The organism is Bacillus sp. FAU20 (assembly GCF_056033865.1).
Map to the genome: position 1 here is coordinate 1 of NZ_JBVYHY010000011.1, position 15,727 is coordinate 15,727.

General features: G+C 34.4%; 15 protein-coding genes. 9 read left to right on the forward strand and 6 right to left on the reverse strand.

Annotated features, from left to right (window positions below):
* Window positions 1-192: 192 nt before the first annotated feature.
* Window positions 193-321 (reverse strand): hypothetical protein, encoded by a 129-nt coding sequence (locus AC0OM3_RS08385; protein ID WP_000600991.1) that lies wholly within the window; start codon window positions 319-321, stop codon window positions 193-195.
* Window positions 322-673: 352 nt separating this feature from the next.
* Between AC0OM3_RS08385 and AC0OM3_RS08390 the strand changes: the two genes are divergently transcribed.
* A complete protein-coding gene (locus AC0OM3_RS08390) occupies window positions 674-1,807 on the forward strand; it encodes a serine hydrolase domain-containing protein (protein WP_000915170.1) in 1,134 nt (377 codons plus the stop codon).
* Between the two features lie 28 nt (window positions 1,808-1,835).
* On the opposite strand, the gene pepF is transcribed toward AC0OM3_RS08390, so the two are convergent.
* Complete coding sequence (gene pepF / locus AC0OM3_RS08395; RefSeq protein ID WP_000137529.1) at window positions 1,836-3,623, reverse strand: oligoendopeptidase F; 1,788 nt, start codon at window positions 3,621-3,623, stop codon at window positions 1,836-1,838.
* Between the two features lie 117 nt (window positions 3,624-3,740).
* Window positions 3,741-4,532, reverse strand: coding sequence for an arylamine N-acetyltransferase family protein (locus tag AC0OM3_RS08400; RefSeq protein WP_000129172.1), 792 nt, complete (start codon window positions 4,530-4,532; stop codon window positions 3,741-3,743).
* Window positions 4,533-4,736: 204 nt separating this feature from the next.
* Here AC0OM3_RS08400 and amyS point away from each other — a divergent pair, with 204 nt between their 5' ends.
* Complete coding sequence (gene amyS / locus AC0OM3_RS08405; RefSeq protein ID WP_061884442.1) at window positions 4,737-6,278, forward strand: alpha-amylase; 1,542 nt, start codon at window positions 4,737-4,739, stop codon at window positions 6,276-6,278.
* 94 nt (window positions 6,279-6,372) lie between these two features.
* Here the strand turns inward: amyS and AC0OM3_RS08410 are convergent, their stop codons facing one another.
* Window positions 6,373-7,137, reverse strand: coding sequence for an exosporium leader peptide-containing protein (locus AC0OM3_RS08410; RefSeq protein WP_474211419.1), 765 nt, complete (start codon window positions 7,135-7,137; stop codon window positions 6,373-6,375).
* Between the two features lie 603 nt (window positions 7,138-7,740).
* Between AC0OM3_RS08410 and AC0OM3_RS08415 the strand changes: the two genes are divergently transcribed.
* The 4 genes from AC0OM3_RS08415 (at window position 7,741) to AC0OM3_RS08430 (ending at window position 11,619) form a co-directional block, all read left to right on the forward strand.
* Window positions 7,741-9,642 (forward strand): endonuclease MutS2, encoded by a 1,902-nt coding sequence (locus AC0OM3_RS08415; protein WP_151522756.1) that lies wholly within the window; start codon window positions 7,741-7,743, stop codon window positions 9,640-9,642.
* A 6-nt stretch (window positions 9,643-9,648) separates the two neighbouring features.
* A complete protein-coding gene (locus tag AC0OM3_RS08420) occupies window positions 9,649-10,173 on the forward strand; it encodes a GNAT family N-acetyltransferase (protein ID WP_000256483.1) in 525 nt (174 codons plus the stop codon).
* Between the two features lie 159 nt (window positions 10,174-10,332).
* Window positions 10,333-11,043, forward strand: a complete 711-nt coding sequence (locus AC0OM3_RS08425) for a histidine phosphatase family protein (protein ID WP_000797114.1) — start codon at window positions 10,333-10,335, stop codon at window positions 11,041-11,043.
* Between the two features lie 318 nt (window positions 11,044-11,361).
* The gene (locus AC0OM3_RS08430; protein ID WP_000905654.1) at window positions 11,362-11,619 is read left to right on the forward strand and encodes a hypothetical protein; all 258 of its coding nucleotides are present in this window, start codon (window positions 11,362-11,364) and stop codon (window positions 11,617-11,619) included.
* Between the two features lie 110 nt (window positions 11,620-11,729).
* On the opposite strand, the gene AC0OM3_RS08435 is transcribed toward AC0OM3_RS08430, so the two are convergent.
* On the reverse strand, window positions 11,730-12,695 hold the full coding sequence (locus AC0OM3_RS08435) for a quinone oxidoreductase family protein (protein ID WP_474211422.1): 966 nt from the start codon (window positions 12,693-12,695) through the stop codon (window positions 11,730-11,732).
* Window positions 12,696-12,818: 123 nt separating this feature from the next.
* On the opposite strand from AC0OM3_RS08435, the gene AC0OM3_RS08440 reads away from it, so the two are divergent.
* The 3 genes from AC0OM3_RS08440 to AC0OM3_RS08450 all read left to right on the forward strand — a co-directional run bounded on the left by AC0OM3_RS08440 (window position 12,819) and on the right by AC0OM3_RS08450 (window position 15,020).
* Window positions 12,819-13,712: a LysR family transcriptional regulator gene (locus tag AC0OM3_RS08440; protein WP_046945716.1), complete on the forward strand. Its 894-nt coding sequence runs from the start codon at window positions 12,819-12,821 to the stop codon at window positions 13,710-13,712.
* 302 nt (window positions 13,713-14,014) lie between these two features.
* Window positions 14,015-14,527: a YjfA family protein gene (locus AC0OM3_RS08445; protein WP_000473750.1), complete on the forward strand. Its 513-nt coding sequence runs from the start codon at window positions 14,015-14,017 to the stop codon at window positions 14,525-14,527.
* A gap of 16 nt (window positions 14,528-14,543) precedes the next feature.
* On the forward strand, window positions 14,544-15,020 hold the full coding sequence (locus AC0OM3_RS08450; protein WP_000770759.1) for a DUF2690 domain-containing protein: 477 nt from the start codon (window positions 14,544-14,546) through the stop codon (window positions 15,018-15,020).
* A gap of 98 nt (window positions 15,021-15,118) precedes the next feature.
* On the opposite strand, the gene AC0OM3_RS08455 is transcribed toward AC0OM3_RS08450, so the two are convergent.
* Complete coding sequence (locus AC0OM3_RS08455) at window positions 15,119-15,610, reverse strand: DinB family protein (RefSeq protein WP_474211425.1); 492 nt, start codon at window positions 15,608-15,610, stop codon at window positions 15,119-15,121.
* Window positions 15,611-15,727 lie beyond the last annotated feature (117 nt).

Below are 15,727 nucleotides of genomic sequence, written 5' to 3' on the forward strand. Positions count from 1 at the left end.
TTGCTGCGCCTGCTTTATTTGATATGCACCATCATTACTAACTATTTCAGCGGTCAGCTTATATAGGAAGTATAGAAAATGAAGGAATGTTAGCAATGTAAATTTTTTATGAAGAAAGTCTAAAGAAATGTTGAATGACCGACATTTCTTTTTTTATTTGTTGTATAATCAAAATGTAAATGAGATTCATTTTCAATTTCGTTCATTGCCTCTTTTGAAATTACCTGTAATTTTAGCCATAATTAGCTGTTTTTCATTATCGTTATTTGCATGATTTATTTTATTTAAAAGTTTTTCAGCATCATTTCCTTTTAATATCATAATCTGTTTTCTGTAATATTAAATTAATACCATGTTATTTTTTGTTATCCGATAATGAAACACCTTATCATCTAAACGATTGCGTTTATCGGTGTTTTTCATATTACATCTCCATTCTTTTTAGTATGTAACAAATGTTACAAAAGAATTTGAAATTATAGTGTAATGCATCCGATTGTATGTTGGAAATTTTGCAAGAAAGAAATACAATAGAGAGTAGTCAAAATTGAAAATGAGAAAAAGGAATCTAGTTTTAACAGAGTGAATATTAAATAATATTATAATATACTTGATAATTAAAAGATAGAATGGATATACGTTAAGTGAAACTAGATAAAAGAGGGTTCCTAGTATGTTAAAGAAATGGTTAATCATTTTCTTTATTTTTGCTGTTTTTTGTGGAAGTGTTGTTACACTAATACATGCAAATAAAGGAAAAAAATATGATGCAAAGGCATTTTCTAATGTAAATAGTAAGCAAAAAGATGTTAAGCAGGAAGTTGATGCGAATGAGAAAAAGCGTTATGAAATTGCAGCTGGAAAATTAGATCAGTATTTAAAAGATAAAGGATTTAATGGGAGTGTTCTTGTAGCAAGTAAAGATCATGTCATTTTACGAAAAGGCTACGGTTATGCGAATGTGAAAGATCAAGTATTAACAACGCCAAGAACGAAATATCGCATTGGTTCTATTACGAAAACAGTTGTTGCAATATCTATTATGCAATTAAAAGAAAAAGGGAAGTTGAACATTGAAGACAATGTAAATAAATATATCCCATCGTTTCCAGCAGATAAAAACATTACGTTACGAAACTTGTTAACACATACGTCTGGATTACCAGAACAGGGACAAGGTAGTGTTGACGCAGCATCACGGTTAAAATTAGTAACGTGGATTGGGGCACAAACGTTACAATTTCCAGCAGGGACAGGATGGAAATATACAGATTATAATTATATGGTGCTTGCATATATTGTAGAAAAAATATCGAATAAACCACTTGCTGAATATGTGAAAGAAAATATTTTGACTCCTGTTGGAATGCATGAATCTGGAATGGGCGCAACACTCCCAGAAGATATTTTCTTAGCAGAAGGGTATACGAAAAAAGATAATAAGTTAATAGCCACGCCTCGCTTAAAAATGAACTGGCTGTATGGTTGTGGTGAAATGTATACGACTGTTGAAGATATGAAAAAGTTAGATGAAGCTATTATGGATGGTAAACTACTTTCTAAACAAAGTATATTAGATATGTTTTCTGCATCACCTGCAAGAAAATATGGATTTAGTTTTTATATTTACCCAGATTATTATCATAACCACGGTGTATTAGCTGGCTGGAACACTTTTAATAATTTTAACTGGGATAAACGAACGTTCGTCATATTATTTTCTAACGTCCAAAATGGTATGAATGATGCATTTAATCAAGAATTTAGGAAAATGGCGAATGATTTAATAGAAGGAAAGGGAATATAAAAAAGAGCCTCTAGCGAGAGGCTCTTTTTTATAGAGCTGAAAACTCCTCAACAAGTTGAGTGAATTGTTTCAATGCACTTTCAATCGGTTCTCGCGTTGTTAAATCGACGCCAGCTTTTTTCAATAAGTTTAATGGGTAGTCTGAACTTCCGCCTTTAAGGAATTCAATATAATTTTTCTGAGCATTCGGATCACCACGTAATAGTTTATCAGCGATTTGAATGGCAGATGCGAATCCAGTTGCATATTTGTATACGTAAAACGGGCGGTAGAAATGAGGGATTCTAGCCCATCCGTATTTTACTTCTTCATCAAATACAAGTGAATCACCGTTATATTCTTTAAATAGCTTTTCATAAATTTCACTGAAGACTTGGGCATTTAATGGTTTACCTTGCTCAGCCATTTCATGTGTGATTTTTTCAAATTCTGCAAACATGATTTGTGTAAAGAAAGTACCTTTAAATTTCTCAATAAAATGGTTAACTAAATGGTTACGCACGTTCGTTTCTTTTGCTTCTTTTAATAAATAGTGAATTAATAACACTTCATTTACTGTAGAAGCGACTTCTGCGACAAAGATAGAATAATGTGCAGAAATTCTTGGTTGGTATCCATGTGAATAGTGCGTATGCATACCGTGCCCGCATTCATGAGTAAGAGTGAACAGGCTGTTTAAATCATCGTGATGATTTAAAAGAATGAAAGGATGAACACCGTATACACCAAAGTTATAAGCACCAGAACGTTTTCCTGGTGTTTCTCTTACGTCTATATATCGTTTATCTTTAAAACTTTTTAATGTCTCAATATATTCTTCTCCTAAAGGAGCTAGTGATGCAATCATAATGTCAAATGCTTCACTATATGGAATGTCTTGTTTTGCACCCTCTACTAAATCGACGCCTAGGTCGTATTGTCTTAGTTCATCTACGTTTAATTTTTCTTTTCGAATTTCATTGTATGTATGTAATGTTTGAATGTTTTTTTTCGTTGTATCAATTAGGTTTTCATATACTTCTTTCGGAACCATATCGCCAAATAATGATTTCTCTAACGCCGATGGATAGTGTCTTAGCTTCGAAACAGTAACATTATTTTTAATAGCAGCGGATAAAGTAGATGCGATGGAATTCTTTAACTGAACATATGGTTTGTAATATGCTTTATAAGCTTCTTTACGCTTTTCACGATTCGTATCTTCTATTAATTTTGCATACATTCCGCGTGTTAAGTTCACTTTCTCTCCATCGTCAGTCGTCACTTCACCAAATAATATATCTGCATTATTCAACATACCAAATGTGTGCTGTGGAGAGGAAAGAGCTTCACCCATTTGTGATAAAATTTCTTCTTGGTCCTTATTCAATACGTGTTTTTTATAACGATATAATTCAAACAAGTCTTCTTTATAATATTGTAAGCCTTCTGTTTCTTCTATGTAAGAATGTAATGTGTTTTCGTCTATGCTAAGTAAGAAGGGGGAAAAGAAAGATTTAGCTGCACTTACTTTCACGTGTAATTGTGATACTTTATCGACAAGAGATTGCGCGTCAGTATCGCGTGTATCAAGGTCAGATTGTAATCGTGCATAAGCGAACATTAAAGATATTATGCTAGAAATTTCTTCACTCTTCGTTAAATAAGCTAATAAACTATTGCCATCGTGAATATTTCCATTAAACTCGTGTAATTCCTTCGTTAATACTTCAATTTTATGAAAATCACTTTCCCAATCTTCAATTGTATGGTAAATGTCTGTTAAATCCCATTTTTCTATATCAGCTACTTGTAATCGATCTTTAAGTTCTGTCATAATCATTTCCTTTCTAAACATGTAGTTATATTTCTATATAACTATGAAATACAACAAATTGCAAAAAATCCCTGCTGAAAATTGAAAAGCCCTGCTAAAATAACAAGGCTTACTTACTTATAGTGTAATTCCGAATTTTGAATGTAAAAGGTTTGTATATTGCATGTCTGTAACGGTTTCTTTCGTTTTTTTACCATTTTTCGCTACTGTAAGGCTATCCTTCGTTAAAGAGGCATGCCCATCTTCAGTTAGTTTTACAATGAGAGGTACTTTATTAAAGGGTGATCCTTCATGTTCAACGATAATTTTTTGTGCTGTATTTGCTTTTTCTTCATCCACTTCTTCTATATAAAATGCATAGCCTAACGTCCAATCATCAGCAGAAGATTGATCCAAGAACTCATTGTTTTTCCGCATCTCTAAAATGTAGTTTCCCTTTTCGGTCATTTCTTTACGAATACGATAATCTCCTGTAACAGAGTGAATGACTTCACCTGAGAAAGGGACAGGGGCAAGAGGTAAGTATGATCCAAATCCTACTTCAATTAAATAAAGTTCATTATGATGTGTTAAAACGGTTGCGATATGGCCAGAATCAACAGCCCATATGGAGTTTGCAGCGTTATAAACTGTTCCTGAAACGAGATGAACATCGAATCCTGAATCTTTCAGGAAGTAATACATAGTAGGATTGAGTTCATAACAAAGACCGCCACGGTTATTTACTAAAATTTTCTCCTTCAAATTTTCTTTTGATATTTCTGTAAAATTCTTTTCGAGAATATTTAAGTTTTCAAAAGGAACAGTTTGTGCCATTGCGTACATAATGTTAGATAAATCTTCAAATAAAACTGTGTCTTTTTCTTCTATATGTAATCTTGAAAAAAAATGTTTTTGAAAGTCGGTCATAGAAATCCCTCCATTATGCTTATATAGGTAAATTGTAAACAATCTTAGATGGGATGTGAAATTAAAACTACGCTGAATATTTGAAGGGAAATTTAAAATAATGTGGGAGAGTGAGAGATTGATACTTTACTAACAGATGGGTGTAATATTATAATAATTCTGACAAACTATGCAAACGCTTTCTTGGAAAGGGATGGTGTACAGATGTTTAAAAGAATAACAATAGTCGGATTGTCGATTGTTATGTTTTTACCTAGTATATATGGAGGGAGTAGAGCATATGCAGATACAGTTAACAATGGAACGCTAATGCAGTATTTTGAGTGGTACGCTCCGAATGATGGGAATCATTGGAATCGTTTGCGTACTGATGCTGAAAATTTAGCGCAAAAAGGAATTACATCTGTTTGGATACCACCTGCATATAAAGGAACTACGCAAAATGACGTAGGATATGGAGCATATGATTTATATGATCTGGGGGAATTCAATCAAAAGGGCACAGTGCGGACGAAATATGGGACGAAAGCACAATTGAAATCTGCAATTGACGCTTTACATAAGAAAAACATCGATGTATACGGTGATGTAGTTATGAATCATAAAGGTGGGGCTGATTATACAGAAACTGTCACAGCAGTTGAGGTAGACCCGAGCAATCGGAATATTGAAGTATCAGGTGATTATGAAATTAGTGCGTGGACGGGATTTAACTTTCCAGGGCGTGGAGATTCTTATTCTAATTTCAAATGGAAATGGTATCATTTTGACGGAACGGATTGGGATGAAGGAAGGAAATTAAGCCGAATTTATAAATTTAGGGGCATAGGTAAAGCATGGGACTGGGAAGTGTCTAGCGAGAATGGGAATTATGATTATTTGATGTATGCGGATCTTGATTTTGATCATCCAGATGTTGCGAATGAAATGAAAAAATGGGGAACGTGGTATGCGAATGAATTAAATTTAGATGGTTTTCGTTTAGATGCTGTTAAACATATTGATCATGAATATTTGCGCGATTGGGTAAATCACGTTAGACAGCAAACAGGGAAAGAAATGTTTACAGTAGCTGAATATTGGCAAAATGATATCCAGACTTTAAATAATTATTTAGCGAAGGTTAATTATAATCAATCTGTGTTCGATGCACCACTTCATTATAATTTTCATTATGCTTCAACAGGAAATGGAAATTATGATATGAGAAATATTTTAAAAGGAACAGTAGTTGCGAATCATCCTACACTTGCGGTTACTCTAGTTGAAAATCATGATTCACAGCCTGGTCAGTCATTGGAATCTGTAGTGAGCCCTTGGTTCAAGCCGCTGGCATATGCATTTATTTTAACGCGTGCAGAGGGGTATCCTTCTGTTTTCTATGGTGATTACTATGGTACAAAAGGAAATAGTAACTATGAAATTCCAGCGTTAAAGGACAAAATTGATCCGATTTTGACGGCACGAAAAAACTTTGCATATGGTACGCAGCGTGATTATTTTGACCATCCAGATGTGATTGGCTGGACAAGAGAAGGTGATAGTGTACATGCTAATTCTGGTTTAGCAACATTAATCTCTGATGGACCAGGAGGGGCAAAGTGGATGGATGTTGGAAAGAATAACGCAGGGGAAGTATGGTACGATATTACGGGTAATCAAACAAATACTGTAACAATTAATAAGGATGGGTGGGGGCAGTTCCAAGTAAGTGGAGGATCAGTTTCCATATATGTTCAACAGTAATTTTGTGATGAAAAAGAAGAGGTAGACTGAAATATAAGTTTTCCTCTTCTTTTTATATTGTTATCATTCTTAAATTTTTATTTTCATAAACGAATTAGTCGACTTTTAAAACAACGAGAGATGCGTTGGAATAAATAATATCACCTGTGGCTTCTCTTATTCGTACTCGAAGAACATCCCCTTGATTTAAAGATAGTAAATCAGTTCTGGCAGATGTTGATCTTACCCCAGAACCACCACTAACTCGCGTTTCAATTGCGAATTGGATGGAATCGTTTATTGTAAGATTTAATATACTAGACGATATAGCTTGTATTACAAATACAATTGAAAAGGATACAGAGTACACGCCAGTGGTATCAATTGTAATAGAATTATTTAATGGATTTAGAGTAGTTCCATTAGCAGGTCCTGGGATTGTAAAATTAACATTTGTATTAACTACTGCTGAAAAACCGATTCCTACTTCAGAAGTTATTGTTCCAAATACGGGAAGAATCCCTAAACCAGTAACCCCAGTGGGACCAGTTATTCCAATTCCGGTAGGGCCAGTAACCCCAGTGGGACCAGTTATTCCAATTCCGGTAGGGCCAGTAACCCCAGTGGGGCCAGTTATTCCAATTCCGGTAGGACCAGTAACCCCGGTGGGACCAGTTATTCCGATTCCGGTAGGACCAGTAACCCCAGTGGGACCAGTTATTCCAATTCCGGTAAAACCTGTCGCACCGGTAGGGCCTGTGATTCCAGTAGGTCCAGTAGGTCCAGTAGGGAAAGTAAATGGTGGAATTGATGGTAGTGTGGGACCGATTAAATTTGGTTCCAGAGCAGGTCCATGTAAAATATTATATTCTTCATTCATATAGTAACCTCCTATCATTGCTTGTCATAATTATTAAATGTATTAGGGGAAGGAAATGACATTCGCAATAGCGGAGGCGCTTCTTATAATTTCTCCTCAGCGAATATAGGTCTAATTTAAGAAATATTGAAGTGTAGAGTTGCGTACTACTGAAGTATGGCACCTTTACTTCTCACGTAACATATAGTATGATGATTTCAATAAATTAGATTTCAATGACTATAATATAACTTAATGAGAGGTGCTTTTTGTGAGTGCGGTAGGTATTAAATAGGAAAAATTTAATGAAATAAATCGGATAAGACCAGGGGATTTTTATGTACATCATACCCCTAATTTTGTCATGCATTTATTTCAAAACCTATGAAGATACCTACAATACTTTATAAAGCGTGTAATAAGGGACTGCCATCTATTTTTTATGGCTTATTTCCTCATATGTTATTACACATGCCTTGTAAATGTAAAAGCTGCGGTATCCCCGCAGCTTTTTTGTATATGTTTTTATTGTATAATTATGGAATTTTATATATGGCTCATTGGAATCTAATGAGTAGGTATCTTCATTTATGATAAAAATCAATCATAGTGAGGAGAAACAAAATGAATACGATGACTTTTGAAAAGTTACAATATAACGAATTAAAGGATATAGTGAAATCTTATTGTGTAAGTGGATTAGGTAAGGAATTATTAAACAAATTAGAGCCTAGTACGAGTATAAAAGTAGTGAGAAATCGCTTGAATGAAACGACAGAAGCACGAGCTATATTAGATGCAGAAGGGCATGTTCCTTTCTTCGGCATTTCTAATATTGCTAGTACAATTCAAAAATTAGAAAAAGGGATGATTTTAGATCCAGAAGAATTAGTCAGTGTTTCAGACTTTTTACGCGGATGTAGAAAGATTAAAAAGTTTATGTTAGATAAAGAATTTTTTGCGCCAGTATTAGCTTCTTATGCAAATTCGATGACTGAATTTAAAAGTATTGAAGAGGAAATTAATTTTTCAATAAAAGGAAATAGCATTGATTCTGCTGCTAGTAAAGAGTTAAAACGAATTCGAAATAACATCGATTCGGTAGACGGGAAAATAAAAGAACGTTTAACGAAGTTTTTAAATAGTAGTGCAAATAAGAAGTATATTCAAGAATTCTTTATTAGTAAGAAGGATGATAAGTATACGATTCCAATTAAATCTTCTTATAAAAATCAAGTTGCGGGAAGTATAGTTGAAGCGTCTGCTAAAGGTTCTACTGTATTTATAGAACCACACACGGTTACAAAGTTAAATGTGGAACTCGCAAGTTTGAAAGCAGAAGAAGCGATGGAAGAGTATCAAATTTTAGCGACTTTATCAGGCATGGTAGTAGAAAATATTTATCATATAAAAATTAACATGGAATTGATTAGCCAATATGATATGGTATTTGCGAAAGCGAAGTTTAGTAAATCAATCGATGGAATAGAGCCGAAATTAAATGATCATGGCTACATGCATTTAGTAAATTGTAAGCATCCGCTTTTAAGTGGAAAAGTAGTACCGTTAAACTTTGAAATCGGTCAAAATTACCGTAGTTTAATTATTACAGGACCAAATGCAGGCGGGAAAACAATCGTGTTAAAAACAATTGGATTGTTAACATTAGCGACAATGTCAGGCTTGCACATTGCCGGAGATAAAGAAACAGAAATTGCTATTTTCGAAAATGTATTTGTAGATATTGGTGATAATCAAAGTATCGAAAATGCATTAAGTACATTTTCATCTCATATGAAAAATCTATCTGAGATTATGAGGATGTCAAATAATAATACGTTACTATTATTTGATGAAATAGGAAGCGGGACAGAACCGAATGAAGGGGCAGCACTTGCAATTTCTATTTTAGAGGAGTTTTATCTTGCAGGATGTATTACAGTTGCGAGTACGCATTACGGTGAAATTAAACGCTTCTCAGAAATGCATGATGATTTTATGAACGCAGCGATGCAATTTAATAGTGAGACACTAGAACCGCTTTATAAATTAGTGATTGGTAAATCAGGAGAAAGTAATGCACTTTGGATTGCGAATAAAATGAGCGTAAAAGAACATGTGCTGAAAAGAGCGAAAGAGTACATGGGAAATAAAGAGTACGCTTTAGAAAAAGTGAATGAAAGTAAAATTAGAAAACCGAAATTTGTACAAGAAAAAAGAGAATTTCATTATGAGTATAAAATCGGCGATCGTGTGAATTTATTAGATTATGATGATTTTGGTATTATCTATAAGGAAAAAGATAATTTTTATAACGTTGTTGTATATTATAACGGTGAATTTGTTGAAGTGAATATAAAACGTATTACGTTAGAGGTAGCAGCAAAGGAATTATACCCAGAGGGATATGATTTAAATACACTATTTGTCGATTATAAAGAAAGAAAAATGCAACACGATATTGAGCGCGGATCGAAAAAAGCGCTTCGTAAAATCCAAAAAGAAATAAGAAAGAATAGAGGATAATATAGAATGGTAACGATTAGACAAGAGCAAAAAAACGATTATAGAAAAACAGAAGAAGTGGTACAACAAGCATTTTTACATGAAGAATTTAGTGATAAAACAGAACATGCACTTGTAAAACGTATTAGAGAATGTGACGCGTTTGTTCCGGAGTTATCAATTGTTGCGGTAGATGAAGATATAGTTGGTCACATTATGTTATCGAAAATTACAATAGAACAAGGTGGAACTTCTGTAGAATCGTTAGCACTTGCACCAGTTTCAGTTGTTAGGGACCATCAGAAGAAAGGAATTGGTGGAAAACTGATTACGGTTGCTTTAGAAAAAGCGAAAGAACTTGGATACGGATCAGTTGTAGTGTTAGGACATCCAGGGTACTATCCGAAATTTGGCTTTAAGAAAGCAAGTGAGTGGAATATAAAAGCACCATTTGAAGTGCCAGATGAAGTGTTTATGGTGATTGAGCTAAGCGAGAACGCTCTGCAAGGTGTAGAAGGAGTTGTGCAATATTCGAGTGCTTTTGCTGAGTAAGAGTATCGGTTGAAAATATAATCATAAAAGATGCTATCTTTTTGTAGGGATATACAGAAAGATAGCTTTTTTTATTAAGTAAATCTACTTACGTATATTTTGCTCAATGAATAATTAAGGTGGTAAAATTGATATAGAAATGTAAAGGGAGAGAATTGAATGAAGAATCGAGAAACAGATAGCAATGAGAATGTAGTTACGTTATATGTTACAAGGCACGGTAAAACAATATTAAATACGAACCATCGCGCGCAAGGTTGGGCAGACTCTCCGTTAGTAGAAAAAGGTGTGGAAGTTGCCTCTAATTTAGGAACGGGATTAAAAGATGTTCATTTTGCGAATGCATATAGTAGTGATAGCGGCCGAGCGATTGAAACTGCTAATTTAGTATTAAAATATAGTGAGCAAACAAAGTTAAAACTTAAGAAAAGAAAAAATTTACGAGAATTAAATTTTGGTATTTTTGAAGGTGAAAAACTTGAAAACATGTGGGATGCGGTTGGAAAAGCAGCGGGCGTTGCATCACCAGAAGAACTTATGAAGTTTTCTATTCAAGAAGTGATTAATCTTATTAGAGCAGCGGACTCTACAAAACAGGCGGAAGATTGGGAATTATTTTCTACTCGTATAAAAGCAGAGATTGATAAAATTAGTGAAGAATCTGCTGCAAATGGTGGCGGTAACGTTTTAGTTGTCGTTCATGGGCTTTTGATTACTACCTTAATAGAAATGTTAGACAGTAGCAAAACAAAACTTGGAGTAGAAAATGCTAGTGTGACGAAGATTGTATATAAAGACGGAACATACACTGTCGAGTCGGTTGGAGATATGAGCTATGTTGCAAAAGGGAAAGAAAGTGTGGAAATATAAAAATAAGGAAAGGAAGGTAGAGAAATCTAGCTTCCTTTCCTTATTTTTTAATATATCATTTATTAATTCAAATCGGAATATTCCGTTAGAAATGAACTATGAAAATTATTGTAATGGTATAATTAGAGAGTAGGAACAACAAATTAGTTTGCAGTGTATTGGAGGGACATTAGCCTTACATTTCATCTCGGAATCTAAAGTAAGTATACGAGAAATAAAACAAAGTAAGGAATGTGTGAAGATGGATGGTACACGGTATGTGATTTATGTTCAATTCTAAGAAGAAAAGAATATTAACAATTATATGGAGAAGTGATTATGTTGATTAAATTCGTTCATTTGTTATTTGGAAAACCGTGTGAAAAAGGTGATTCGTTCCAAACTAAGTTTCCACGTTTTATTTATTGGAGTGCAATTGTATTTTATTTTTTTGGAATGCTATTATTTGGGATTCTTTCTTTTATTGATACTGTATTTATTGGATCGTTGATATCAGGAGGTTTGTTCTTTCCTTTAATATTTAGATTCGTTTATTATATAAACTTAAAAATGAGGGGCCTAGAAAGAGAAGCGTAGAGAAAAAATATAAATAACAGGGTTATTGAAAAGAAGCGAGATTGAACATAAATAACGTTAAAAAAGGAAGCAAAGAAATACATTCTAGCTTCCTTTTTTTATTGGAATAATTATGGGATTAATAAAATCTTCCCTGTGCTTTTTCTGTTCTCTAATAATTCATGAGCACGGGCACCATCTTGTAAAGAGAAGGTAGTAGGACTTGCGATCTTTAATTTTTCGGTCGTAATCCATTCGAATAATTGAGAGGAGCGTTCTTTTCTCTCTTCATAAGATGTAAGCACGTTCCAAAGGTCTCCGCCAGTTAATGTTTTTGAAGTATCCATAAGCATACGTGGATCAACGGGCGCAGGATTACCACCGGCCATTCCGTAAAATACGACAGTGCCACCAGTTTTAGTAGCGTTAAAACTTTCCTCTAGCGTAGAACCTACTGATTCATATACAACATTTACTCCATCACCGTTTGTTATTTCAAGTACTTTCACAGGCCATGCTACCTTATATAAAAATACGTGATCAGCACCAGCTAATGTAGCTATTTGTGCTTTTTCTTTTGATGACGTGAGGCCGATTACTTTTCCGCCTAGTAGTTTAATTATTTGGATAAGAAGTTGCCCAACACCTCCAGCAGCAGCGTGTACTAAAGCTATATCACCTTGTTTTATTTGATAGCTATCTTTCGTTAAATAATGTGCTGTTAATCCTTGTAATAAGACAGAAGCGGCTGTTTTAAAAGAGATAGAATCTGGAAGCTTAATTGCTTTCTTCGATGGAACGGAAACTAGTTCTGCATTTGCAAATGGAACGTCAGCAAATGCAATACGATCTCCAGGATTAATATTCGTAACGTCAGCTCCTACTTTTTCTACAATGCCAGCCCCTTCATAACCTAATATATACGGTGGGTTGCCAGCGAGATGATAATCACCGCGACGTCTATAAATGTCGGCGAAATTTAAACCGATTGCTTTCGTGCGGACAAGAATTTCATTTGGATTTATGATTGGATCATTTAGTTCTTTATATTGTAGTACATCCGGATTTCCGAACTGTTCGAAACAAAGTGCTTTCATATGGAATACCTCCATTTTTATTGTTTGTCGATGCTCTTTATCATACAATACAAATATCAATAGACAAAGAGGATTATTTCGATGAAATCAATCGGGAATATCGATTGAAAAGAGGGACGATAAATGGAGATAAAACAATTAATTACATTTAAAGTAGCGGCGGATACTTTGAACTTTACACAAACTGCGAAGAAATTAAACTTTGCTCAATCGAGTGTGACAGCGCAAATTAAAACGTTAGAAGCTGAGCTAGGTACGCCGTTATTTGAAAGATTAGGAAAACGTCTTTTCTTAACTGAAGCAGGTAGGAAGTTTCAACTATATGCCGACAAGATGATTGCGCTCAGCAACGAAGCAAAAATGGCTGTGAAAGATGATGAAGAAATAGCAGGTACGTTAATAATTGGTGCGCAAGAAAGCCAATGTACATATAGACTTCCTTCTATATTAAAGAGGTTTAAAGCACAATTTCCTCAAATAAAGCTTATATTTAAACCAGCGCATTCCAATAAAGATGCGAAGGAACAATTGATGGAGGGAAAAGTCGATCTTGCCTTTATTTTGGACGAATGTAAAACAGAAGATGCTTTACATGTGGAGCCGCTTATGAAAGAAGAATTAAAAGTAGTAGCTGCTTCAGGACATCACTTACTCGAGAAAGCTTCCGTTTTTACAAAAGATTTAGAAAGTGAGACGTTATTGCTAACAGAGCTAGGATGCTCGTACCGGACTTTATTTGAAGAGCTATTTCGTACAGAAGGTGTGTATCCAGCAAATAAAATTGAGTTCGTTAGTGTCGAAGCAATTAAACAATGTGTTATTGCAGATTTAGGAATAGCTGTGTTACCAGCAATAGTAGTAGAAAAAGATATACGAGAGGGGACGATAAAAGAGTTACATTTAGAAAATGAAATCTCACCGATTTATACACAAATTGCTTGGCATAAAGATAAATGGATGACAGCGCCACTGCAGCAATTTATTGATGTGACTAGGGAGTTTTTTACAACAGATTAAGTGGAGAAATATTTATTTTATATAAAAGAAAAAATGGCAATTTTGTATAAAGAACCGATGCTTGCATGTAACAAGTATCGGTTCTTTTATGTTTTAAATAAAGGATGCTATAACATGTGTATTTCTCAACTTTTTTTCTTAGACGGTTACGTAAATTTCTTCGTATATTCCAATAATCATAAGGAAATTTACAACGTTTATTCGTTTTTGTAAGATGCCTCTAGGAAGCATGAAAGGAGGGGCGTACATAGGGGATAGATTGTCATTATTATACGTACTTCTTTTGAGGGAGGAAATTGAAAATGTTTAAAAAGTTAATGAAAGTATGTGTATTAAGTGTAGCGAGTGTAGGGGTATTATTTAGTTTCCAAGGAAGTACATTTGCAGCTACTGATTTAAGTAGTTATTATGACGGGAAAAATCCAGCAACAACGAAAGTATACGGAGGAAGTACAACGTGTGATGCAGATGGATTTAATGCAAAGTCTACAGCGGTGTACGAAGGTAGTAAAAAAGTAGGGACAGTGTATTTACGTTACAGTAATAAATGTCATGCAGCTTGGGCTAAGTTTGTTTTAGATCAACCAGCACCAGCTGTTTCTGGAGGAGTGTATGCGTACGCTGTTGTGAATAAATATAAAAATGGTGTATTCCAAAAATCAGTCACTTCCAATCAGGGGAACGGGACAATAAAAACAGGTCAAACGAGTACGTATACAGGAATGGTATTTGATTTAACTGCTGATTTCGGATACACAGCAGATGCTGAAGCGGTTACTTTTAATAACGGTTATGGAAAAACTGGACGCTATTAAAAAGGAGCGGAGTGCTATGAAACTTTTAATAAAGGTAAGTACATGTTTCTGTCTATCATTGCTCGTTTTAACTAGTATGTTTAGCACGACGAATAATGATAAAGCATATGCAGAAGACCATTCATATGATGGGAAAAGTCCATATTACAATAGCTGCGATCAATCAGCAGTAACGAAAGAAAAGAAGTGGATTGATTCCAATTCTTATGTGGAATTAAAATTTAGCACAACGTGTAAGACAGCGTGGGCAAAAGTTACAGTAACTCGTGCAGCAGTATATAATAACGAAGCTGATGCAAGAATCGTAAGAAAAACAGATGGAAAGGCATATACTTGCGGGAGTGCTGGAGGAAATGGTGTTGTGAATAAAGGGCAAACATCATGCTATACACCAATGGTATATGATTTAGATCCAAGAAAGGCGCAAGCGCAAGGGAAACATGCTATTCCAAATAGTGATGCATATAATTATGCGGAGACTATTTGGTATTGATCATATTATAAAAAATTTAAGATAGCCTATTTAAAGAGCATGTTTTGATTAGGTTTCAAAGCATGCTCGATCTATATTCCTTCTAAGCTTTTAGGTAATCAACTAATAAGGTATGTATGAGGAGGAGTGTACCCAAGGTGACGAGCCATAGATACAATTTGCCCTTTATGATGAAACTCATGTGTTTCAGTATGAGTTAAAAGCCATAGCGGTGTTGTGCTCCAAGGTTCTTTTTGCCATTTCACTTCATTTGCTATATTTTCGAGCCAACGTTCATTGTATTCATCTAAAAAACGTTGTACAGTCTCATCGGCTAACTTAAATCTAGCACGGACTTTCTCGACATCAGCATGCTCAATCTCATCATCACTAGCAAATGAAAAATCTGCCCTTTTTTGCTTGAATGCAAATGATCCAAGCCAGTATCGATAGCAATCAGCTACATGAATATGTGTCTTTATAATGCTACCGCTCCCGAAGTTAGGAACAGCGTTATGTAACTTTTCTAATGGGATTTCTTCTAAAAACGAAAATAGAGTTTCTCTTGTAGAGCTAATAAGATTATATTGTTGTTTTAAAACATCAAACATGCAATTAACACTCCTCTTTTATTTATTTAACTATTTGTCTAGTAAGTAATTCTATATGTACGAGAGGTGAACCTTTTTATTATTTTTACTAGGCATATTAGGTGTATTTCTTCATTG